17 protein-coding genes are annotated in these 23,074 nt (G+C 41.9%); all 17 read left to right on the top strand.

Going from position 1 to position 23,074, the window contains the following annotated elements:
* Window positions 1–42: 42 nt before the first annotated feature.
* Window positions 43–1,083 (top strand): aspartate carbamoyltransferase, encoded by a 1,041-nt coding sequence (locus tag F0227_RS05395; protein WP_171752158.1) that lies wholly within the window; start codon window positions 43–45, stop codon window positions 1,081–1,083.
* A 101-nt stretch (window positions 1,084–1,184) separates the two neighbouring features.
* The gene (allB, locus tag F0227_RS05390; protein WP_171752157.1) at window positions 1,185–2,576 is read left to right on the top strand and encodes an allantoinase AllB; all 1,392 of its coding nucleotides are present in this window, start codon (window positions 1,185–1,187) and stop codon (window positions 2,574–2,576) included.
* Window positions 2,577–2,643: 67 nt separating this feature from the next.
* Window positions 2,644–3,579: a carbamate kinase gene (gene arcC, locus F0227_RS05385; protein WP_171752156.1), complete on the top strand. Its 936-nt coding sequence runs from the start codon at window positions 2,644–2,646 to the stop codon at window positions 3,577–3,579.
* A 92-nt stretch (window positions 3,580–3,671) separates the two neighbouring features.
* Window positions 3,672–5,021, top strand: a complete 1,350-nt coding sequence (locus F0227_RS05380; RefSeq protein ID WP_171752155.1) for an NCS1 family transporter — start codon at window positions 3,672–3,674, stop codon at window positions 5,019–5,021.
* A 69-nt stretch (window positions 5,022–5,090) separates the two neighbouring features.
* Complete coding sequence (locus tag F0227_RS05375) at window positions 5,091–5,615, top strand: ureidoglycolate lyase (protein ID WP_171752154.1); 525 nt, start codon at window positions 5,091–5,093, stop codon at window positions 5,613–5,615.
* Window positions 5,616–5,743: 128 nt separating this feature from the next.
* On the top strand, window positions 5,744–7,486 hold the full coding sequence (gcl, locus tag F0227_RS05370; RefSeq protein ID WP_171752153.1) for a glyoxylate carboligase: 1,743 nt from the start codon (window positions 5,744–5,746) through the stop codon (window positions 7,484–7,486).
* Between the two features lie 79 nt (window positions 7,487–7,565).
* Window positions 7,566–8,348 (top strand): hydroxypyruvate isomerase, encoded by a 783-nt coding sequence (gene hyi / locus F0227_RS05365; RefSeq protein WP_171752152.1) that lies wholly within the window; start codon window positions 7,566–7,568, stop codon window positions 8,346–8,348.
* Between the two features lie 17 nt (window positions 8,349–8,365).
* Window positions 8,366–9,253: a 2-hydroxy-3-oxopropionate reductase gene (gene glxR, locus F0227_RS05360; RefSeq protein WP_171752151.1), complete on the top strand. Its 888-nt coding sequence runs from the start codon at window positions 8,366–8,368 to the stop codon at window positions 9,251–9,253.
* 423 nt (window positions 9,254–9,676) lie between these two features.
* Window positions 9,677–11,056 carry an allantoinase AllB gene (gene allB / locus F0227_RS05355; RefSeq protein WP_171752150.1) on the top strand — a complete coding sequence of 460 codons (1,380 nt, stop codon included), beginning with the start codon at window positions 9,677–9,679 and terminating at the stop codon, window positions 11,054–11,056.
* Window positions 11,057–11,138: 82 nt separating this feature from the next.
* Entirely contained in the window at window positions 11,139–12,602 is a 1,464-nt protein-coding gene (locus F0227_RS05350; protein WP_171752149.1) for an NCS1 family nucleobase:cation symporter-1, read from the top strand.
* Between the two features lie 190 nt (window positions 12,603–12,792).
* Window positions 12,793–14,028 carry a Zn-dependent hydrolase gene (locus F0227_RS05345; protein ID WP_171752148.1) on the top strand — a complete coding sequence of 412 codons (1,236 nt, stop codon included), beginning with the start codon at window positions 12,793–12,795 and terminating at the stop codon, window positions 14,026–14,028.
* A gap of 230 nt (window positions 14,029–14,258) precedes the next feature.
* The gene (locus tag F0227_RS05340) at window positions 14,259–16,184 is read left to right on the top strand and encodes a methyl-accepting chemotaxis protein (protein ID WP_171752147.1); all 1,926 of its coding nucleotides are present in this window, start codon (window positions 14,259–14,261) and stop codon (window positions 16,182–16,184) included.
* A gap of 40 nt (window positions 16,185–16,224) precedes the next feature.
* Window positions 16,225–17,400: a M20 family metallopeptidase gene (locus tag F0227_RS05335; protein WP_171752146.1), complete on the top strand. Its 1,176-nt coding sequence runs from the start codon at window positions 16,225–16,227 to the stop codon at window positions 17,398–17,400.
* A gap of 208 nt (window positions 17,401–17,608) precedes the next feature.
* Window positions 17,609–19,210 (top strand): diguanylate cyclase, encoded by a 1,602-nt coding sequence (locus F0227_RS05330; protein WP_171752145.1) that lies wholly within the window; start codon window positions 17,609–17,611, stop codon window positions 19,208–19,210.
* A 710-nt stretch (window positions 19,211–19,920) separates the two neighbouring features.
* The gene (locus F0227_RS05315; RefSeq protein WP_171752142.1) at window positions 19,921–21,327 is read left to right on the top strand and encodes a tryptophanase; all 1,407 of its coding nucleotides are present in this window, start codon (window positions 19,921–19,923) and stop codon (window positions 21,325–21,327) included.
* 63 nt (window positions 21,328–21,390) lie between these two features.
* Window positions 21,391–22,623, top strand: coding sequence for an aromatic amino acid transporter (locus F0227_RS05310; RefSeq protein WP_171752141.1), 1,233 nt, complete (start codon window positions 21,391–21,393; stop codon window positions 22,621–22,623).
* Between the two features lie 14 nt (window positions 22,624–22,637).
* On the top strand, window positions 22,638–23,018 hold the full coding sequence (locus F0227_RS05305; RefSeq protein WP_171752140.1) for a Rid family detoxifying hydrolase: 381 nt from the start codon (window positions 22,638–22,640) through the stop codon (window positions 23,016–23,018).
* The last annotated feature ends 56 nt before the right edge of the window (window positions 23,019–23,074 follow it).

Raw genomic sequence — 23,074 nt, 5'->3', positions numbered from 1 at the left:
CTCGTTAAATAACCTAAGAAACAAATACTGAAGGAGAACCACATGGCTTTAGGTAATGATTTTACTACATGGGACATTCGTAAAAATCTCGAAGCAACAAACTTAAAGGGTAAAAACCTCGAGTTTGTTGATGATATGACTAAAGACGAGATCCTAGCGCTGTTTCGTGCAGCGGAGCAAATCGAACCTTTCTTAAAAACAGGTTGTAACCTACTTGAAGGTAAAACGCTATATACCCTGTTCTATCAACCATCTACTCGTACTCGTAGTTCACATGAAGCTGCAATGTTAAGACTTGGTGGTCGCGTTATCTCTGAAGCATCACCTAAAACTAACTCTGCGACAGCAAAAGGTGAATCACTGTATGACGGTCTTAGAACCATCTCTAACTACGCTGACTGTATTGTGCTTCGTCACCCTGAGTTTGAAGAAGTAGATGAAGCGTTGGCCTACGGTAAGAAAACCGGTGGCATTAGCCCAATGATCTCCGGTGGTTGGGGTCACGTTACTCACCCAACTCAAGGTTTATGTGTAGATGCATACACTTGTTACCGCGCATTTGGCAGTAAGTTTGAAGATATGACTATCGTTGTATCAAGCCCGGATCTCTCTCGTGCTCGTTCTGGTCAATCATTCGCTCTAACACTCGCAGCACTTGGTGCTCGTATTGTTTATCACGGATTAAGCGAACTAAAAACGCCACCAATCGTTAAAGATAAGTTGGATACATTAGGCGCGAACTATGTGGAATATAACAATCTGTCTATTGGCGAGTATGAGCAAATGTTGGTTGATGAAAATGTCGACATGATCTATTTACCAGGCTCTTCAGTAAAAGACGACGATCCACTGAAAGCCCTATTTATGGACAACATCGATAACTTCTATGTTTCTTTAGACATGCTAAACCGCGTGAAAGAAAAAACAGGCAAAACCATCGGTTTGTCTCACTCGTTACCTCGTAACGCTGGTGAATTCGATTACGAATTCGATACATCACCAAACGAAATGTACTTCAAGTCTCTGGATTTCTCAGTGGCGTGTCGTGCAGCACTTATCGCGGCAATTATCGGCGTCGCGTAACTCGAGTTTAAGGGAGGAGTTAGAGTCTTCTCCTCCCTTAATTATTTATTAGCACTACCGTTCATAAAGTCTATTCGCAAAGCGAATGCTAAGGATGTTAGATGAAGAACCAAGTCGATTTAGTCATCAAGAATGCCAAAGTAGTTTTAGAAAATGGTGTTATCGACGCTGTAGTTGCGGTCAAAAACGAACAAATCGTTGCTATTGCGGATGCACAAATGGAGTTTGACGCAGCAAGCGTAATCGATGCTCAGGGTAAATACCTCATGCCGGGCGCCGTTGATCCTCATGCCCACATTTGGGAGCCAACTAATTTTCCACAACGTGAAGATTGGTTTACTGGTACTCAAGCTGCCGCCGCTGGCGGTGTTACAACACTTGTAGAGATGCCTCTGTCAGTTCCACCGGTCACCAACACCGCTACATTTGCGTCAAAAAACCAGATCATCAGCAAAAAATCCATCGTAGATTACGCTCTTTGGGGAGCACTATGTAAACACTCGGTGGGCAATTTCGAAGAACTTCATGAGTGTGGTTGTACCGCCTATAAAGGCTTTACTCCGTTCGCGAGCCCAGACTATCCACATGTAGAAGATTACGATCTATTGCAAGCGATGGAACAGATCAAACAGTTTGATGGTTTGGTTGGTATCCACGCTGAAAACGCCGACATCGTAGACAAAGCTCAAAAACACTATTCCGAGCACGGTCCATTTAACGGCGCGACCCACAATATCGCAAGACCAGAAATTGCTGAAGTTGAAGCGATTCAACGTGTTTTGCTATTTGCTAAAGAGACTGGCGTTCGCATTCATATTTGTCACGTAAGCACCGCAAAAGCATGGCAAATGGTAGAGCGCGCAAAACAAGATGGTGTTCGAGTGACCATCGAAACTTGTCCTCACTATTTAGTACTTGATACCGACGATCTCGATACCCATGGCGGATTTGCCAAGTGTAACCCACCACTGCGTACACCTGAAAATCAGACAAAGCTATGGGAAATGGTTCTAGATGGTCGAATCGACATGATTGGTACTGATCACACTCCTTATACCGATGAAGATCGTCTTCAGCACGGTAAAGACATTTTCAAAATGCCTCCAGGTATTGGCGGAATGGATTTAATGGTGCCGTTGATGCTGGACGAAGGGGTCAACAAACGTGGTCTTTCAATGCCAAGATTGGCGAAATTACTTGCGACGAATCCAGCCAAGCTTATGGGCCTTTACCCTCAAAAAGGCGTCATAGCGATAGGTGCAGATGCTGACTTTGCACTGGTTGATTTAGAAAAGTCGTGGACATACAGCTACCAAACTTCTTACGCAAAAGCGAAGTGTGAAAACAATCCATACCAAGGCAAACAACTAAAAGGTCGAGTAGAAATGACCTTCGTACGTGGCCGCTGTGTATTTGATGGTGAAAACGCAATCGACGATGCCGGGTTTGGTCAATTAATCAAAAAAGGACAACACCAAGAACTGAGTTCCTGATGTTATCCCTGCTGTCTGCGGGAACGATTATCCGCAGACAACAACCCAAAATTATAGGTAGAAGAACATGAGAATAGTATTAGCTCTGGGTGGCAATGCCCTACTCCAACGTGGTCAAGCTTTAACCGCTGAGAACCAACGTGAAAACATCAGAAAAGCAGCAGAAAGCATTGCCGCTATTGCCAGCGATCACGAAGTGGTCATTGTGCACGGTAACGGTCCTCAAGTAGGACTACTTATTGAACAAAACGTAGCTTATAACGAAGTATCCCCTCAAACCACGCCTTACCCAATGGATGTGTTGGGTGCAGAAACATGTGGAATGGTTGGTTACATGCTTCAACAAGAGCTTCGTAACGCAACACCAGAGCTAAATGTAGCAACCCTTTTAACTCAGACATTAGTCAGTCGCGAAGATAAAGCATTCCAAAACCCAACAAAATTTGTTGGCCCGGTTTACACAAAAGAGCGCGCAGAAGAGCTAATGGCTGAAGACAAATCCGTAACCTTTAAGGCTGATGGAAGTTACTACCGCAAAGTTGTTCCGTCTCCAATGCCAAAAGACATCCTAGAAACCAAACAGATCGAAACACTGTTAGCAGCGCAAAACGTTGTTATCGCATGTGGCGGTGGTGGTGTTCCAGTGACTGTCGATTCAGATGGCAAAGCAACAGGGGTTGAGTGCGTTATCGATAAAGACCTTACTGCTGAGCTTCTTGCAGAACAAATTAAAGCCGACCTATTCATTATTCTGACCGACAACTCTGTTTACCTAGATTTTGGTACAGAGAATCAACGAGAAATGAAAAATGCAGCACCTACTGCACTGGCTGAAATTGAATTTGCTGCGGGCTCTATGGGGCCAAAAATCGACGCTGTGTGCGCATTTGTTAATGCCGGACTAGGTGAAGCTGCCATTGGTTCGCTTTACTGTCTGTCTGACATTATTAAAGGAAAAGCAGGGACTCGTATTTCAGGAGGGAACGGAATCGAGTTTTATTAATTACCAAGCAAACAATTGCTGTTTGTGTTCTTCATAGTAGTACTAATTAGAAGTTCGGAATTTTTATATTATTGTATAAATAAGGATTGACAATGATAGAGTCTGAAATTAATCAAGTAGTTCAAGAAGATACATCCGTAAGTAAAAAAGAAGATTCTTTAGCACCAACAGAAAAAAGAATCATGGGACGTATTTCCTATTTCCTCGCATGGTTTGGGGGATGTGTTTCAATCGGTACTTTTGCCATGGGCTCAAGTATTGTCGGTGAATTAAATTTAATCCAAGCAATATTAGCAATCACCATCGGCTGTTTTGTTATCGGTATTGCATTAAGCATTAACGGTGCAGCTGGATATAAATATGGTATTCCTTTTATTGTTCAAACCAGAAGTGCATTTGGTATTACAGGCACACGACTACCCGGTATTATAAGAGCTGTACCAGCTATTGTTTGGTACGGTTTTCAAAGCTGGATAGGTGCAGGTGCCTTAAATGCGGTTTCGGTCACCTTATTTGGTTTTGATAATTTAATACTTTTCTTTATCGCATTTCAATTTTTCCAAATAGGATTATCAGTACTAGGTTTTGAAGGTATTAAATGGTTAGAAAATATAGGTAGTGGTTTTATTTTAGTCGCACTTACTTATATGTTCTACAGTGTTGTTGATCGCTACGGAACAGAGATAACCGACAACCTAATTAATATCGAAGGAAGCTGGGGAGTACCATTTTGGGGAGCAACAATGCTGTTCCTAGGTATTTACAGCACCATGATACTGAACGTAAGTGACTACTCCAGAGAGTTACAAAAAGGCACTGGCCGAGGAATATTAACCACTATTTACGCCTTCTCAATCTTGCCATGTACCATATTTATGGGGCTTATTGGTTTGATGGTTTCGGGTGCAACAGGGGTAACAGATCCTATCCAAGTATTCTCCAGCGCGGTAGACAATACACCGCTTCTAGTGACTACTTTGACCTTTATTGCCTTTGCTCAGGTCACCACTAACGTTCTTAATAACGTAGTACCACCGACTTATATCTTAATGGATGTCTTTAAGATGAAGTTCCGCACAGCCACCATTCTAGTTGGTCTACTTGCTTTTGCTACCTTCCCTTGGGAACTGGTAAAAGATGAGTCTTCCGCTGGCTTGCAAATGTTCGTACAGTTTTATTCTGCTTTCCTTGGTCCAATATTCGCCATCATGGCTGTTGATTACTACATCATCAGAAAAAGAGAGTTGAACGTGGCAAGCTTGTACGACAATGAAGGCCCTTATAAAGGTGTAAACCCAGCAGCCGTTATCGCGCTAGTTGCCGGTGTTGTTGTGGCATTTACATTCCCAACTATTTCTTGGTACGCAAGTTTATTACCTGCCGGTATTACTTACTACCTATTAATGAAAAATTGGAGTGTTTGTCAGCGATTCCGTCAGTAACTGTTATACCCAGGTAACTGGGTATATTTAAATTAGCCTGTTTTAATCTATTTTTGTGGAGAATTAACCATGCACAAAGTGCTTACCATCGAACCATTAACTGAAGAAGCTTATTCTGAATTTGGTCAAGTCATTGAGTTTGATATTAATGAAAATGATGACTACCAAATAAAAAATGATGGTTCTGCTAAGCGCTATAGAGATTTTACTCAAGCAGGCTATGCCGTGGATGATGATACTGATATTGGTATATTTAAAATCATACCTTTGCACGATTCTAATAATGTTCCAATGTTAGAGCGTCATCCACTTGGCAAACAATCTATGATTCCTTTAAACCAACAGAAATTAATTATTGTTGTTGCTCCCCCTTCTGATGAACCTCAGATTGATAACATGAAAGCATTTATTACTAATGGCAGACAAGGAATCACCTATAACACTGGTGTGTGGCATTGCCCATTAAGAACACTAAGTAAAACCGATGATGATTACATATTAGTTATTGACCACAAAGGCGGAAAAGATAACTGCGATATGGTGTATTTCGACGAAAAAACAAATGTCGAGTTAATTTTTCAGCTTTGGCATTAATTAATAATGCCGCTGAAGTAACTATTAAAAATAGTAATTTAGGTTTAATCGCAATTAATTTAACTGAAATGTTATTCGGGTCCATTCATATAAACGGATTTATCACAATTTAAAAGACTGGAAAAATTATGACAAAAATACGTGCAATAGAAGCAGCTGTTCAAATCCTTAAAAAAGAAGGAATTGATACCGCATTTGGTGTTCCAGGTGCTGCAATCAATCCAATGTATGCTGCGATGAAAAAACTCGGTGGTATTGACCATGTTTTGGCTCGTCACGTTGAAGGCGCGTCTCATATGGCTGAGGGTTATACTCGCACCAAAGATGGCAATATCGGTTTATGTATTGGTACTTCAGGCCCTGCCGGTACTGATATGATCACAGCGTTGTACTCAGCGTCGGCGGATTCTACTCCCATTCTATGTATTACAGGTCAAGCGCCTGTCGCGAAGTTGGCAAAAGAAGATTTCCAAGCGGTCGATATTGAGAGCATCGCTAAACCTGTGACCAAGATGGCGGTGACTATCTTAGAAGCCGCTCAACTTCCGGGGACGTTCCAAAAAGCATTTTTTGAAATGCGTTCTGGCCGACCAGGTCCGGTACTACTCGATCTTCCAATTGATGTGCAAATGACAGAGATCGAATTTGACATTGACCTGTATGAGCCAATGGTTCCTCACAAGCCTGTCGCAACACGCGCACAAGCAGAACGCGCTCTTGCAATGTTAAATGAAGCAGACAAACCGCTGCTGGTGGCTGGTGGTGGCATTATTAACGCCGGTGCGTCTGAACTGTTACAAAAATTTGCTGAAATTACAGGCGTCCCTGTTATTCAAACCCTGCGCGGTTGGGGCACCTTGTCCGATGAGCATGAGCTTATGGTTGGACGTATGGGCATGCAAGCAAACCACCGTTGTGGCAACGCAACCTATCTAGAGTCTGACTTTGTGTTTGGTATTGGTAACCGCTGGGCAAACCGCCACACTGGTGACCTTAAAACCTATACCAAAGGTCGTAAGTTCATTCACGTTGATATCGAGCCAACACAGATAGGACGCGTATTTGGTCCTGATCTTGGTATTGCGTCTGATGCGGGTCAAGCTTTGAAGCTATTTATCGAAGTCGCAGAAGAGATGGCTCAACGTGGAGAACTTAAAGATCGCAGCAAATGGACAGCGGACTGCATTGAACGTAAACGTACCATGCTGCGTCGTGATGACTTTGATGACAAACCAATCAAACCACAACGTATCTACCATGAGATGAACAAAGCATTTGGTCCTGAAACTCGTTATGTTTCAACCATTGGTTTGGCTCAAATTGCGGCTAACCAATTCTTACACGTTCATCACCCTCGCCACTGGATCAACGCGTGCCAAGCTGGGCCACTAGGTTGGACCATGCCAGCAGCACTTGGGGTGGTAAAAGCAGATCCAAGTAAGCCTGTTGTCGCCATTTCTGGTGACTACGACTTCCAGTTCTTAGTTGAAGAGCTTGCTGTGGGAGCGCAATTTAAACTTCCTTACGTACACGTATTAATCAACAACGCTTATTTAGGATTAATTCGACAAGCTCAACGCGGCTTTGATATCGACTACTGTGTGCAATTGTCTTTCGAAAACATTAATGCTCCAGACCTTAACGGCTACGGCGTTGACCACGTCTCAGTTGTTGAAGGACTAGGCTGTAAAGCGATTCGCGTGACAGAACCTGAAGAGATTGGTCCAGCATTAGAGCAGGCTAAGCAGATGGCACATTACCACCGAGTTCCTGTGGTAGTAGAAGTGATTACAGAACGAGTCACCAACATCGCCATGGGGCCCGATATCGATAAAGTGGTTGAGTTCGAAGAGATCGTAAACGTTAAGTAATAAACGTTACTTGATAATTAATCCTTTTTAATTTCGACAATGTGGCTCGAAAGAGCCACAAAATATCTTAGGAGTTATTATGCCAAGAGTTGCTGCTAATCTATCCATGCTCTTTACTGAACTGGATTTTATGGCTCGCTTTGAAGCTGCCTCCGCCGCTGGATTCCGCGGCGTGGAGTACCTATTTCCTTATGATTTTTCTGCACAAGAAATCGCAGAGAAATTAGCATCAAATGATTTAACCCAAGTACTTTTTAATCTTCCCGCTGGAGATTGGTCTAAAGGCGAACGTGGTATCGCATGCCATCCAGACAGAGTCGAAGAGTTTCGTGCAGGCGTAGACAAAGCGATCGAATACGCCAAAGTTCTAAAATGTAACCAAGTGAACTGTTTAGCGGGTATAAAACCAGACTCAGTTGAACACGATCTTGCCCATAAAACCTTGGTAGAAAACTTATCGTTTGCTGCATCAAAACTGCAACAAGCAGGCATCAAACTGGTTATGGAATCCATCAACACTCGAGATATTCCAAACTTTTTTGTATCAAACACCAAACAAGTACTGGCTATTTTAGACCAAGTTAACAGCGACAATTTGAGCTACCAGTACGACATCTACCACATGCAAATTATGGAAGGTGATATTGCGCGTACTGTAGAGACAAACCTCTCTTCTATTGGCCATGTTCAGCTCGCTGACAATCCAGGCCGACATGAACCAGGCACAGGCGAAATAAACTACGGATTTTTATTTAAGCATCTCGATTCTATCGGTTATCAAGGTTGGATTGGGTGTGAGTACGTTCCTGCGGCTGGTACAGAAGCAGGCTTAGGTTGGTTGAAAGACCACAATCTTGTTTAATTATTAGGAGTATAAAGATGGCGAATATCGGTTTTATTGGTACTGGAATAATGGGAAAGCCTATGGCAAAGAATCTGCAAGATGCAGGTTACTCCTTATATTTTTCAGAGCATTACGAATCTGCTCCTGCTGAGCTTCTTGGCGACAATGGCTTCTCTTTCCCAACACCTGCGGCTGTAGCCGAAGCGTGTGAAATCATCATCATCATGGTGCCAGATACACCGCACGTAAACGATGTGTTGTTCAGTGACAATGGCCTCATTCATGGGCTTTCTAACGACAAAATCGTTATTGATATGAGCTCAATTTCTCCTATCGAAACGAAGAAGTTTGCCGCAAAAGTAGAAGAAAAAGGCGCTTGGTATCTTGATGCACCGGTATCTGGTGGTGAAGTTGGTGCTAAAGCTGGCAGCCTATCCATTATGGTCGGTGGTCGTGAAGAGGTTTTTGCTAAAGCACAGCCGCTATTTAATGTAATGGGACAAAATATCACTTTGGTAGGCGGGAACGGAGATGGCCAAACCTGTAAAGTAGCAAACCAGATCATCGTAGCACTGAATATTGAAGCCGTGTCAGAAGCCTTGTTATTTGCATCCAAAGCCGGTGCAGATCCAGCCAAAATTCGTCAAGCACTGATGGGAGGATTCGCCTCTTCTAAGATATTAGAAGTTCACGGCGAGCGTATGGTTAAAGGGACGTTTGAGCCTGGCTTCCGTATTTCATTGCATCAAAAAGACCTGAACTTGGCACTTGAAGGAGCGCGTGCATTGCAACTTAACTTGCCAAACACCGCGACAGCACAAGAATTATACAACACTTGTGCAGCTTTAGGTGGCAGCAACTGGGATCACTCTGCAATGGTGAAAGCATTAGAGCATTTATCTAATCATTCAATTAGAGATTAATATTATTAATTTAATTATTTCTATGATTAATATTTTGCAAGATAAATATTAATTAACAAATGGATTTTCTAAACAATCCATTTATGTATTAATTGCAATAATGGGGTTTAACAAATTAACCCCATTAATTAACCTCAACCTTTAACAAATATAACTTTATATTTATTAAGGGGAGGATTAATTCGTCCATATATTTATAAATACAGAATATATGACCGAATTAACAAACAAATAAATAAATTTATATTGTTATATTTAATTTGAAGCTGATCTCACTATATTGTTTTTTACTTGTTACTATACGGTATCAGCCAATTACAGCATTATTATAATGCAATTAGTTTTATAAAGTGTGTCTATAATTAAAGTAGTTAAAATTCACACTGATTAAACCATTATACATTCCGAATAGGGATTAATATTATGATTAATAACAGCACTGAAATGGATCTAGTGATATCCGGTGGCACATTAGTATTGAATACTGGTGCAGTAGAAGGAAATATCGCCGTTAAAGACGGAAAAATAGCCGCGATTACCACACCTGATGTCGTACTACCTAGCCAAGAGACCATTGATGCGTCTCACCAATTGGTTTTTCCGGGAGGCGTTGATCCTCACGTCCATTTTAAAGAGCCTGGTGCTGGCAATGTTAGAGAGAACTTTGGTAGCGGTACACGACAAGCCGCAGCCGGTGGTATTACTACCACCGTTGAAATGCCATTAAGTGATCCATTGGTCACCTCTAAAGAAGCGTTTGATCTAAAAGTAAATACGGCAAATCCACAAGTTGTTACCGATTACGCACTATGGGGTTTATTGCCATCTAATGAACTGCACCGATTAGAAGAGCTCATTGAATGTGGCAGTGTGGCATTTAAAACATTTTTGTCTACCGACCCTGATGCCCCTAAGTTGACTGACTACCACTTACTAGAATCAATGAAAGCGATTCAAAAGCAAGGCCGATTCATCGGATTCCATGCTGAGAATGCCAGCATTATTGATTTTACCGCTGCACAAATGGAAAAAGAGGGTATCACCGGTGGCTTAGCGCATTTACAGTCACGACCTGATATCGCTGAGATCGAAGCTATTTCACGTATTGCCTTATTTAGTGAAGCAACCGGATGCGATATTCATATCTGCCATCTATCTAGCGGCCAAGCGCGGGAAACCATCCGAGCAGCGAGAAATCGTGGCGTGTCTATGACGGTAGAGACCTGCCCTAGCTATCTTGTTCTTGATGATGGCGATCTGGATCATTGGGGAGTATTTGCAAAATGTAACCCACCTATTCGTGAAAAAGCGAATCAAGACATTTTGTGGGACATGTTGTTTAAAGGTGAAATCAATATGATCGGTTCCGATCATTGCCCTTACACCGATGACGACAGACTAAAACACGACGGAGATATATGGAAAGTGCCTCCGGGTTTACCAGGAATAGAATTGATGTTTCCCGTGATGTTAGATGCCGGACTAAATAAGCGCGGCATGTCACCAGAAATGATTGCCAACTTACTGTGCTACGCACCTGCTAAACGTTTTGGTCTTAGCCATTGTAAAGGTAGCTTACGCGTCGGAGCTGATGCTGACATTGTACTCGCTGATCCAAAGAAAACTTGGACATACGAAGGTGCAAAATCGCTGGGCATGCAAAAAAGCAGCCTGACGCCATGGGAAGGTAAGCAATTTACCGGCCAAGTAAACACAAGCATAGTGCGGGGCAACCCCGTCTATAGAGAGGGAGAAATACTCGTCGATGCTGGGTATGGACGACTTATTCTTCCTACGTTCTGAAAGTAAAAAAATAACAAAGGCATAGGGGCAAATATATGCCCCATACCTCAAAACCTACACATATATAATAAAGGAGCACAACATGTCCTCTAACCAAGATTTTGACATTAAAAAGTGCGATCCCGGACTCTATAACGAAGACTTAGCACCATTAGAGCCTAAAGATAGAAACTGGGGTTCATTTGAAATTTTTAACGTATGGGCCAATGATGTCCAGAGCCTGTTCGGTTATACGCTGGCAGCCTCTCTGTTTATCTCATACGGGCTTAATGGATGGGCGGTAATGGCAGCCATCATCCTAGCCGCGATCGTTATTATGTTTTTATGTAACTTAGCAGGTAAACCGAGTATTAAATACGGTGTTCCAAGCCCAGTACTGGCTCGCGTCAGCATGGGTGTTAAAGGCGCTAATCTACCGGCTATGACTCGTGGTGTTGTCGCAATGTTCTGGTACGGTGTTCAAACCTATTTTGCATCGACCGCAGTCACTCTTTTACTCAGCAGTTTATTTACCTTCGACACCACCACCACTTATTTAGGTATGTCCGGAGTAAGCTGGTTCTCGTATGTCGCTGTTTGGTTGTTCCAATTAGCCATGTTTATGCGCGGTATTGATTGGATAACTAAATTCTTAAACTGGGCTGGCCCATTTGTCTACGCGGTTATGATCGCACTAATGGTGATGATCTGGTTTAAAGCAGGTGACAAAATGTTGCCAGCTGTAAGCAGCATTTTCCAAGGCACCGGTGATTATGAAGCGGGCCCAATCGCTGCATTCTTCGGCGTAATGGGAACCATGATCGCCTACTTCGCAGCCGTAGTTATTAACTTTGGTGATTTCTCTCGTTTTGTTAAAGATGAAGGCCAGTTGAAGAAAGGAAACTGGTGGGGACTGCCTGGCAACGTGGCTCTCTTCTCTTTCATCGCGTTGTTTGTTACCGCAGGTACGGTAGTGGTATTTGGTGAGAAACTCACTAACCCAGCAGAAATCATTGAGCGCGTAGACAATATTTACCTAACCATCATTGCTGCGACTTGCTTCTTTGCTGCCACAATCGGCATCAATATGGTGGCTAACTTTATCCCGTCTGCTTATGGCCTTGCTAACCTTATGCCTAGCAAAATCAACTTTAAAATGGGTGGCATCATTACCGCTATCATCTCATTTTTCATTGGTGCGCTTTGGGTATCTCTGATTAGCCAAATAGGTATTGCAGGGTTTGTTAATACCTTAGGTGCTATCTTAGCTCCAGTGTACGGTGTAATGATGGTTGACTACTACATCCTGAAGAAAGAAGACTTGAACATTCAAGACCTATTCTCTTCTGACCCTGATGGTGAGTACTACTACAACAATGGTTGGAACAAGAAAGCCATTCATTCCATTATCATTGCTGCAGTCTTCGCCATTGGTACTGTTTGGGTGCCAGCATTAAGTGCGCTAGCCGGATTCGGTTGGGTTATTGGTGCAGGTTTAGGCGGTATCATCTATTACATTATGATGGGTGGACAATCCGCCGCAGTTAAGGTGTCAAATCAAGCATGATAAATTGCCAAACATGAATTGATTGACCAATAGCCAGTTGCTTTATTGCAACTGGCTTCTCTGCTCTAAAATCCCAGTGCTAGAGCAGGAGAAAAAGTAACAAATAATATATGTGTAGAAATCTTGGTTAGAGTAAATAGAACAAAATTAACAACGACAGTGAGTAACAACAACAGTGAGTAACATTGTAATGGAAATAAATATAGATAGGCTAGAAACACACCTTAGCCACTTAAAGAAGATAAGCGCAACTCACGGTGAAGGCGTTACGCGCCTCACTTACACAGAGCAATACAAACAAGCTTGCGACTATTTTATTTCTCAATGTCAGCAGCTAGGTCTGGAGACAAGAGTGGATGCTATTGGTAATATTTTTGCCACATGGTACGGCTCCTCTCCTGACAGTAAAAAGATTCTCATTGGCAGCCACCTAGATACCGTCGTCAACGGCGGTTATCTCGATGGAATTCTTGGCGTCATCGCTGGGCTAGAAGTGGTACAAACCATGAAAGAGCAGCAGCTTAGCATTGTAAACAGCATAGAAATTGCCTGTTTTGCTGAAGAAGAAGGTATCAACTTTCGCTGCCCATTGGCCGGTTCAAAATTAATAATGGGTGAAGTGGACAGTGACACGCTATTAGCGTTGACTGACCGAGATGGCCGCAGTTATGCAGAAGTACTGACGGCCTATGGCTTAGACCCAACAAGCCTAAACGACACCCGCTTAGATCCATCTCAATATCTCGCCATGCTAGAGCTGCATATCGAACAAGGGGTGGTGTTAGAGCAAGAAAATACCAGTATCGGTGTCGTCAACTGTATTGCAGGAAGCTACAACTGCGACATGACATTCCATGGAGTTTCCAACCATGCTGGGGCCATTCCTATGCCGTTAAGATTTGACGCGTTAACCGGAGCTGCACAATATATCCAAACCGTCGAATCATACGCCAATCAAAGCTTGTCAAAAACATTAGTGGCAACGGTAGGTAAACTGGATTGCATCCCCAATGCGGCAAATGTCATTCCTCGAAAAGTAACCCTGTCTCTTGATGTAAGAGATATCCAAGCCTCTTCATTGCATAAAGCCGAACAGGCGCTCAAAGAGCAGCTTTATCACATTGGTGAGCAACGAGGGTTGGATATCGATTATCAGATCAAAGCCTTTTCTAATCCGATTCATCTGGATGATCACCTTGTTTCTCTTATTCAGAACCAGGTTGAACAGAGAGGATATCGTTATAAAGTGATGCACAGTGGAGCGCTTCATGATGCGGCCATATTTGCCGCTCACATTCCTACCGCAATGATATTTGTACCTAGTATTGGAGGACGTAGTCACGTTCCTCAAGAAGAGACAGATAAAGAGGATATTCATAAAGGCGTAAACCTATTGTTAGATTGTACCGTCAAATTAAGTTGTTGATATCTCGAATAGGACTTATTAAGCAATAAAACATGCCCAATTGCAGCATAGAGAAAATATAACGACCTGTGCTGCAATAACAATTTTTTAATCAAATATATCTCAATTGATTTCGACATCAGTAGAGAAAGCGTTCGATCATTTAGCAATCAACAAGTAAATAATTAACATTAACTCAAATTAATTAATAAATAAAAAACACATTACCGTCATTTAAAAAAGGAACACCCATGAAACTTGGTTTTAAAGTATCATTAATGGTGTCTGTATCACTGTTAGTGGCTATATCCGTCAGCGTGGTCAGTTTTGTCTCTTATATGGAGAGAGAAAAGGAAATTAAAGACAACGCTATTCAACGTACACATTTACTTATAGAGCGAGAATCGGAATCGATTAAGAGTTTTATGCAAAATAAAACCGTCGCGATAGAAAAAGTAATCCAAATTTATAATCAAAAAGGCTACGACGTAGGCGAGCATAATATTACAAATATGGAGCTAGGAGCTCAAACAAGTGGCGTTGACAATTTGCAAGTCACCTTTGAAACGGGTGAGTCCTATGCGTCGGTTAATTTCCCCGGATGGCAGAACAATCAACCACCAAAAGGATACCAACCAAAAGACCTACCTTGGTATGCTCAAGGCCGAAACGCCAACGGCGTTGTGTACACTGCCCCTTATACGGTTCAGCTCACTAATAAACTGTCCATTAGTGCTGTTGGCCCCATCAATAATGGCGTAATGCTCGCAGATATTGGCTTAGATATTATTGACAAAACAATCGCCAGAACAAAATCATATCCGGGTACGCAAGCTTACTTGATCAACCAAGACTCGACCATACTCGCAACATCATCAGAACAGATATCTGCCGGAGAGAAACTAAACCGTCTCCCTGCGTATAATAAAGTCTATTCCGCCCTATCCTCGCAAAACAACCGTTCAGATAACGTTGAGTTTGGAGAGCACACCATTAACGACAAAGAATCTATGTTCTTTGTTAAAAAAATTCAGTTCAGCAACGCTAGCTGGTACTTAATTATTGATGTAGAAAAAGAGGTGGTTTTTGCGCAACTTTCCGATACTCTCTTCTCAGCCGCACTCACATCATCCATTCTTGTTGTACTGAGTATCGTGGCCGTGTTCTTTCTGCTTTCGATTCTATACCGTCCTATCTATGCCCTAAAAAGAACCGTGGCCGATCTCGCCGGCGGAAATGGTGATCTCACCCAACGGTTAGAGGTAACAACCAAAGATGACTTAGGTTTTATCGCTCGAGATATCAATACCTTCATCGACAATTTGCAGACGCTAATGCTGGAGGTCTCAAAATCTTCCGACTATATCTTTACCAGCGTGGAGCAATTACGAGAGCAGACAGAGAAAAACAGCCAGATACTAGCCACGCAAACCACCGAAGTGGATCAAATCGTGGTTGCCATTGAAGAGATGAGTACAACGGTTGATGAAGTTGCCAACAACGCCTCTCAAGCGTCTCAATACACCAATCACACCAACGAGCAAGTACGTAACTCAAGCAATGTAGTAACAAGCACCTCCAATACGGTTTCTCAACTGGTCGATGATGTTGAAAATACCTCTGGAAGTATTGAAGCAATAGGAAAAGACATTGCTGAGATTGCCAATGTTCTCAATATCATCGGAGAGATAGCAGAACAAACCAACTTATTAGCTCTTAACGCCGCCATTGAAGCCGCAAGAGCGGGTGAGCAAGGAAGAGGATTTGCTGTTGTCGCTGACGAAGTCAGAGCACTTGCGGCAAGGACACAAACCAGCACCGCAGAGATTGAAGCGAAATTAACCAATTTACGCAATGGTTCTGAGTCAGCCATATTGGCAATGAACACGACTCAATCAAGCTGTCAAAAAGCCACCGACAATACCTCTCAGGTCACCAGTGAGCTGGCAACCATTACTCAGTCTGTCACACACATCAATGACTTGAATACTCAGATTGCCACCGCTGCAGAAGAGCAGAGCTCTGTTGCTCAAGAGATCACTAAAAATGTGACCGCCATTCGTGAGATAGTTTATCAATTGTCCGAGACAGGTGATGCAACATCCGCTGAATCAGTGAACCTGACCACAGCAAATAGACAGTTAAAAGCGATTGTCGGCCAATTTAAATTATATTAATCCATCATGCCGTCATTGATGATTTTTTAATAGGTACTGTATGCACAACTTCAATATTGAGAATAACTTAATGAATTTAAGAGACTATTGTACTTCTGTACGACATCATCTTCATCGAATTCCAGAGCTATCCGGCGAAGAATATAAAACCTCCGCTTATTGCAAAGAAGAGCTGAGAAAAGCAGGCTATGACATTGTTGAGTTTGCAGATTACACCGGTTTTTATGTCGATTTAACTATCGATGACAGCTTTGATCGTATCGCCTTTCGTGCCGATATGGATGGGCTTGATATGCCTGACCATACTGATAATGATCACACCTCCATTCATTCAGGAAGAGCTCATAACTGCGGCCATGATAGCCATATGGCCATCGCCATAACGACCGCTTGTTATCTGGCCGAAAACAAAAAAGAGCTAAAGTATAATGTTCGTTTTATCTTCCAGATGGCAGAGGAAGACATCCGCGTTCCCGGTGCTTATAAAATGGTAGAGCTGGGGTGTATGGAAGGCGTGGATGAAGTATACGCACTGCACAACGATGCCTCGTTAGACTGGGGCCGAATTTACATTAACAACGGCATCATGTCTTCTTATGGCTCAGCGTGGACATTAGAAGTTCATGGTAAATCGTCCCACGGCTCTACCCCACATTTGGGGTTAGATGCGGTAAGGGAAGGCATGCGCATCGTCACCGAGATGGATTACCTGATAGCAAAGACGGTGAGTCCATTTAAGCCTGCGGTTTTTGGCTGTGGCCTATTTAATGGCGGAACGGTCGCCAATGCTATTCCAGATTATGTTTTTGCCCGCGGAACAATTCGAGCTATGGACAGCGAAACAGATTTACACCTTAAAAAACAGTTTCAGAAGCTGATAGAAGAGAGTAATCAACGAGGATTTACCACAACCTCTGCGGTCGCGGGTTATCCCGCTGTTATCAACCATAAAAAAGCTTATCAACGAGTACTACGTGCAGCGGAAAGTACCGTACCAACGGATTACATTAATGAACAATGCCAACCCATGACAGGAAGTGAAGATTTCAGTGAAATGATTAACGCCTGCAAAAATAAAAATGGCGCGATGTTCTTTTTAGGTGTAGGCAATAGTAAAAAAGGCATTAACAATTACTTGCACAGCAATCCTTACTACATTGACGATGATGCCATGCTTATTGGTGTTCAACTCTTTATTGAGCTGGCTACCAGCTAAGGTGAATTCATTTTTTCCATAGTATGAATTGCTAACCGCTTTTAACTGCTCAATAGATAAGCAAAAAATGAATAGAAAGCACAAAACGCATTGATTTTTGTGCTTTTTTTTCTAAAAAACTAGTCATTTATCCATACAAGGTTCTAAACTACTAATTGCACGACAATGTTGTCGTTAAGATAAATTACTGCAAGGTTTGCTGTTGTTAATGACTGGTATATTTAAACGAACGCTTATCATTCCTTTAATAGTGATAGTATTTGGTCTCATCCTTTCTGCATTTAGCAGTTGGTCTGTGTATCGTTCAGAACGCAGTTCGGTTATGAATGAATTTCGTCATGATGTCGACGTTAGAGTTGCGTCCCTTTACCGTGCTGTCGTGGTTAACTTTGAAGCCTTGAGAGCTTTATCTATTCTCTTTAACCAAGATAAAACCCCATTAAAATCTGAGTTCAGCATAGAAGCAAAACGAATTCTTGCCCGACACGACGACATACAAGCGTTAGAGTGGATCCCTATCGTCAAAGCTCCCATGCGAGCAAAGTACGAGCAAGCACAGCAGAAAGATTTTCCCGGTTTTGAATTCATAGAAGTACGCACGCAAGGAGAGATGGTTACCGCTAAACAGCGTGATGTACACTACCCCGTCTATTTTATCGAGCCTATTGTCGGCAATGAAGCGGCTATTGGTTACGATTTAGCATCCAGTAAAACACGCCTAGCGGCGTTAGAAGAGTCTCGTGACTCTGGCTCACCAATGGCCACAGCTTCTATTTCCTTAGTACAATCAGTCGACAAACAAAAAGCCTTTTTGGCGTTTTTGCCCGTATATAAAGAAGTCTCTATCACTAAGAAAAACCGACAAAATAACTTAAAAGGGTTTGTATTAGGTGTATACAGAATTAGAGACATATTTAATAGTTCCTCTCTAACGGATACACCACTAGGTATTAATATGACGTTGGTAGATGAGAGTGAACCTGAACAATCCGAGGTGCTTTTTCAACATCTATCAAGATCCAACGAAGAAGCGTACCACGGCTTGGACTATAAAAAGGTGTTACCAGACATATGGGGAAGAACGTGGAGTATTCTTGCCACACCAACCACCAGCTATATGACCACCAGAATAACATCACTGCCGATAGTCATTGCTGTTTTAGGCTGCCTCTTTTCCGTCACTATCGCACTGTATATCTATATTCTCACTAACCGAACCAGCACGATTAAACGTCTTGTGGCAGAGCAGACTCAAGAGCTTACTGAAGCAAATGAAAAACTGGCATTAATATCGAGAACTGACGGCCTTACCGGAATTTCAAACCGAGGCTATATGAATAGGGTACTGGAGAAAGAGTGGCAGTTAGCTTATCGCAATAAAACTGCGCTTTCATTTATCCTTATTGATATTGACTATTTTAAACCTTACAACGATAAATATGGTCACCCTGAAGGGGATCTCTGCCTGAAACGTGTCGCCAAGAGATTAAAAAGAGTGGTTAGTCGTCCATCAGATTTGGTTGCCAGATATGGCGGAGAAGAGTTTGCACTTATTCTTCCTGATACAACCAATGCTGAATCCATTGCAGAAAAGTGTCGACTCGCGGTTCTCGACTTGCAGATCCCTCATGAAGATTCGCAAGTTTCTAACGTTGTTTCTATTAGTATCGGTTTTTGTACCATGATCCCTCAACAAAATGGCGACTTTAACGTCATAGTGGATGCAGCGGACAAAGCGCTTTATCAATCTAAAGAAAATGGCCGAAACCAAGTTACCCGTCATCAGTTCAATGCATCAATAACACCATAAAATACAAAATAATTGAGATATACCTCGAAATAAACTTAATTATTAAGATTAATTATTTAATTCGATCACATTTATTGACAACTAGCATAGTTTTATTTTTTCCACTATAGGATACTCTGACCATTCTTTGATAACGTTGCTTTAAAATAGGATTTACAATATGAATTTGTACCTCAGATGGCAATCATACGCGCTGCTAACTTTGTTAGCGTGGTATAACGTTGATCACAGATTATCTTTCGACCTTCCTTCGTTCTACTAAACATCAAGTACTTTTGTATTTGGCGTTATTCCTGTTAAGTATAATTTATCCACCACTAAACTAGAAACTTAAAGAAAACTCTTTAAGAACAACTAGTTATGTGAATTTAACCCATTGATTTTCATATAGGTCTACAGTGTGAACATGTATCTTAAATGGCAATCTATTTCATTGTATCGAGGTAAAACTTGGTACAACGAAGATGGAAAAATCTCGGACTACTTCCCGATAACGTCGCGACGATAACATCGGGCTATTAAAGCCATACAATCAAATCCTTTATTTACGTTATTTAATTAATTAGCGCGAGTTGTTACGCCTAAAAATTATTTAACTTAGATAAAACAGTAAAAAATTCGTTTAGAAACATATTAAAAAAGTGATTGTTAATATAATTAAAATTTATTTAACTTCACTTTATACATACAATTAAATTAAGGGTAATATCATGAGTAATATTAAACATCTTCCAGAACCATTCCGTATCCGCGTTGTTGAACCAATTGTTCTTAAAACACTAGAAGAGCGTCAGGAAGCGATCAAAGAATCTGGCATGAACCCATTCGCACTAAGATCAGAAGATGTATTTATTGACCTATTAACCGACTCAGGTACTGGTGCGATTACTAACACAATGCTTGCAGCTGGTATGCTAGGGGACGAAGCTTATGCTGGTTCTAAGTCATACTACAAATTGTCTGCTGCTGTAGAAGATATCTTTGGTTATAAGCACACTATCCCTACTCACCAAGGTCGTGGTGCTGAACAGCTAATCATCCCAACGCTAATTGAAAAACGTAAGCGTGAAAAAGGCATGACAGAGCCAGTATCTATCTCTAACTGGCACTTCGATACCACTCAAGGTCATACTCAAATCAACGGTGCTGTAGCCGTGAATGTTGTTATCGACGAGTGTATGGATACAGGTACTTACCACCCATTTAAAGGTAACTTTGATATTGATAAGCTTGTGGCAACTATCGAAGAAAAAGGTCCACAAAACGTTTATACCATTATCTCTACCATCACTAACAATTCAGCGGGCGGCCAACCTGTTTCAATGGCAAACCTAAAAGCGGTATATGAAGTAGCTCAACGTTTTGAGATTCCAGTTATTATGGACTCTGCTCGTTTCTGCGAAAATGCTTACTTCATCCAACAACGTGAAGAAGGTTACCAAGACAAGTCTATCGGCGAAATCGTAAAAGAAATGTATCAATACGCTGATATGCTAGCGATGTCTGCGAAGAAAGATGCCATGGTTCGTATCGGTGGTCTGCTATGTGTTAAAGATGACACTTACCTAGACGAGTTCACTGAGTGTCGTTCTCGTTGTGTTCCTATGGAAGGTTTCCCAACTTACGGTGGTCTTTCTGGTCAGGCGATTGAAGAATTGGCACGCGGCCTATACGACGGTCAAGATCAAGATTACCTTGCTTACCGTATTAGCCAAATTGCTTACCTAGCCAACGAGTTAGAAAAAATTGGTGTTCCTTGTCAAACGGCTGGTGGACACGCAGTATTCGTTGATGCTGGTCGTCTTCTTCCACACATTCCAGGCGATCAATTCCCTGCACACGCACTTGCTTGTAAGTTGTATGAACTAGGTGGTATCCGTGCTGTAGAAATTGGTTCACTTCTATTAGGTCGTGACCGCGACGGCAAGCAAATTGAAGCGCCGATGGAACTACTACGCTTGACTGTTCCACGTATGACTATCACTAAATCACACTGTGATTACATTGTTGATGCATTTAAAGATGTTCTTGAAAATGCACATACAGTGAAAGGCTTGCGTTTAACTTATGAGCCAGCAGTACTTCGTCACTTCACTGCTCGTTTAGAAGAAGTTTAATAACTTACTCGATTTTGGGGAGTATTTTGCTCCCCCTTTTTTTAGTTTTATAGGGCGTTTAACATGAAAAAAGAACCTTCGATTATTGGTGGCTCTTGCATAATTGCGAGTGTCTGTGTGGGTGCTGGCATGCTAGGTTTACCTAGTGCAGGTGCTGGCGCATGGACCATCTGGACTCTACTCGTTATTCTATTGACTATGGTTTTAATGACCATGTCAGGCTGGATGCTATTAGAGACATTCAAAAAATACGATTTTAAAGTTTCCTTTGATACGGTAACTAAAGATCTCCTCGGTGAAAAAGTTAACTTTATTAACAACCTAGCGGTTTACTTTGTTGGTGGCATTCTTTTATATGCCTATATCACAACTTCTGGCCTTATTCTGCAAGATGTACTTGGTCTTGACAGCAAATTGGCTTCCATCCTTTTTGTGTTGGTATTTTCATTATTAGTATGGCACTCCACCAGAGCCGTTGACCGTATTTCTGTTGTTCTAATCTCCTTTATGGCATTGAGTTTTGTCTTTGGTGTATCTGGACTCGCAATCAAAGTCGATATTGGTACGATACTGGATACAGGCAGCACAACTAGCTCTTACAGTCCTTACGTATTTGGCCTATTCTCTGTTGCATTGGCTTCTTTTGGCTACCACCACTCAGTATCATCAATGCGTGATTACTACGGCTCTGAGCGCACAGCGAGCAAAGCTTTAATGTACGGTACGCTTATCGCACTTACCTTATATGCACTATGGATTGTATCTGTATACGGTAACTTACCTCGCGATCAATTTGGTCCTGTTATCGAAAAAGGTGGAGACGTTGATGCGTTACTTGCAGCACTAAGCAACGTGATTGACTCTGACAAAGTATCTAACGCAATCAGCATGTTCTCAATGGCAGCAATTTTGTCATCATTTATTGGTGTAGGCTTGGGTGTATTTGACTTCCTTGCTGATTTCTTCAAGTTTGAGAACAACCGTCAAGGTCGTACTAAAGCGTGGGCAGTAACCTTTATTCCACCACTTGTACTTTCTTTACTGTTCCCATTTGGATTTGTTATCGCTATCGGTTATGCCGGCGCAGTAGCCACAGTATGGACATGTATCATCCCTGCTCTGTTGGTTCGTAAATCACGCGCACAATCTAAAGCAAACGGTGAAGCTGAAATCGCTGATGACTTTAAAACACCGGGTGGTAATGCATTGATTTATGCACTTATCGCATTTGGTACTTGTACTGCACTATTCCACTTTATGTCTATGGCCGGTTACTTACCGTCATACGCAGGTTAATCAAGGTTTAAACAATGACTGCAATTAATACAAAACACGCTCCAGCAGCGATTGGCCCTTATGTTCAAGGTGTCGATTTAGGGAGTATGGTAATCACTTCAGGTCAGTTGCCTATCAATTCTGAAACAGGATTAATGGCAGAAGGCATTGAGAACCAGACTATTCAATCACTCTCTAATGCCGTTGCTATTCTGCTTGAAGCAGGGTTAGACATTCACAACATCGTTAAAACAACTGTGTTTGTGAAAGACTTAAATGATTTCCCGGTTATCAATGCCGCTTATCAACGTTTTTTCGAGCAAAGAAACGCGCCATATCCAGCACGCTCTTGTGTTGAAGTCGCTCGTCTTCCTCTCGATGCTCAGATAGAAATAGAAGTCATCGCTACTCGATAATTTCTATTGAATAATAAAACAGAAAGCCTTGCTAATATGAAGCAAGGCTTTTTTTT

This window comes from Vibrio sp. 99-8-1 (assembly GCF_013114595.1).
Lineage (GTDB): Bacteria > Pseudomonadota > Gammaproteobacteria > Enterobacterales > Vibrionaceae > Vibrio.
The sequence above is the reverse complement of the archived record's forward strand: the minus strand, read 5'-3'. Positions and strand labels throughout refer to the sequence as shown.

Excerpts from the sequence above, each read along its gene's own strand:
- F0227_RS05395 (WP_171752158.1), top strand. The coding sequence starts at position 43 with ATGGCTTTAGGTAATGATTTTACTACATGGGACATTCGTAAAAATCTC.
- allB (WP_171752157.1), top strand. The coding sequence starts at position 1,185 with ATGAAGAACCAAGTCGATTTAGTCATCAAGAATGCCAAAGTAGTTTTA.
- arcC (WP_171752156.1), top strand. The coding sequence starts at position 2,644 with ATGAGAATAGTATTAGCTCTGGGTGGCAATGCCCTACTCCAACGTGGT.
- F0227_RS05380 (WP_171752155.1), top strand. The coding sequence starts at position 3,672 with ATGATAGAGTCTGAAATTAATCAAGTAGTTCAAGAAGATACATCCGTA.
- F0227_RS05375 (WP_171752154.1), top strand. The coding sequence starts at position 5,091 with ATGCACAAAGTGCTTACCATCGAACCATTAACTGAAGAAGCTTATTCT.
- gcl (WP_171752153.1), top strand. The coding sequence starts at position 5,744 with ATGACAAAAATACGTGCAATAGAAGCAGCTGTTCAAATCCTTAAAAAA.
- hyi (WP_171752152.1), top strand. The coding sequence starts at position 7,566 with ATGCCAAGAGTTGCTGCTAATCTATCCATGCTCTTTACTGAACTGGAT.
- glxR (WP_171752151.1), top strand. The coding sequence starts at position 8,366 with ATGGCGAATATCGGTTTTATTGGTACTGGAATAATGGGAAAGCCTATG.
- allB (WP_171752150.1), top strand. The coding sequence starts at position 9,677 with ATGATTAATAACAGCACTGAAATGGATCTAGTGATATCCGGTGGCACA.
- F0227_RS05350 (WP_171752149.1), top strand. The coding sequence starts at position 11,139 with ATGTCCTCTAACCAAGATTTTGACATTAAAAAGTGCGATCCCGGACTC.
- F0227_RS05345 (WP_171752148.1), top strand. The coding sequence starts at position 12,793 with ATGGAAATAAATATAGATAGGCTAGAAACACACCTTAGCCACTTAAAG.
- F0227_RS05340 (WP_171752147.1), top strand. The coding sequence starts at position 14,259 with ATGAAACTTGGTTTTAAAGTATCATTAATGGTGTCTGTATCACTGTTA.
- F0227_RS05335 (WP_171752146.1), top strand. The coding sequence starts at position 16,225 with ATGCACAACTTCAATATTGAGAATAACTTAATGAATTTAAGAGACTAT.
- F0227_RS05330 (WP_171752145.1), top strand. The coding sequence starts at position 17,609 with ATGACTGGTATATTTAAACGAACGCTTATCATTCCTTTAATAGTGATA.
- F0227_RS05315 (WP_171752142.1), top strand. The coding sequence starts at position 19,921 with ATGAGTAATATTAAACATCTTCCAGAACCATTCCGTATCCGCGTTGTT.
- F0227_RS05310 (WP_171752141.1), top strand. The coding sequence starts at position 21,391 with ATGAAAAAAGAACCTTCGATTATTGGTGGCTCTTGCATAATTGCGAGT.
- F0227_RS05305 (WP_171752140.1), top strand. The coding sequence starts at position 22,638 with ATGACTGCAATTAATACAAAACACGCTCCAGCAGCGATTGGCCCTTAT.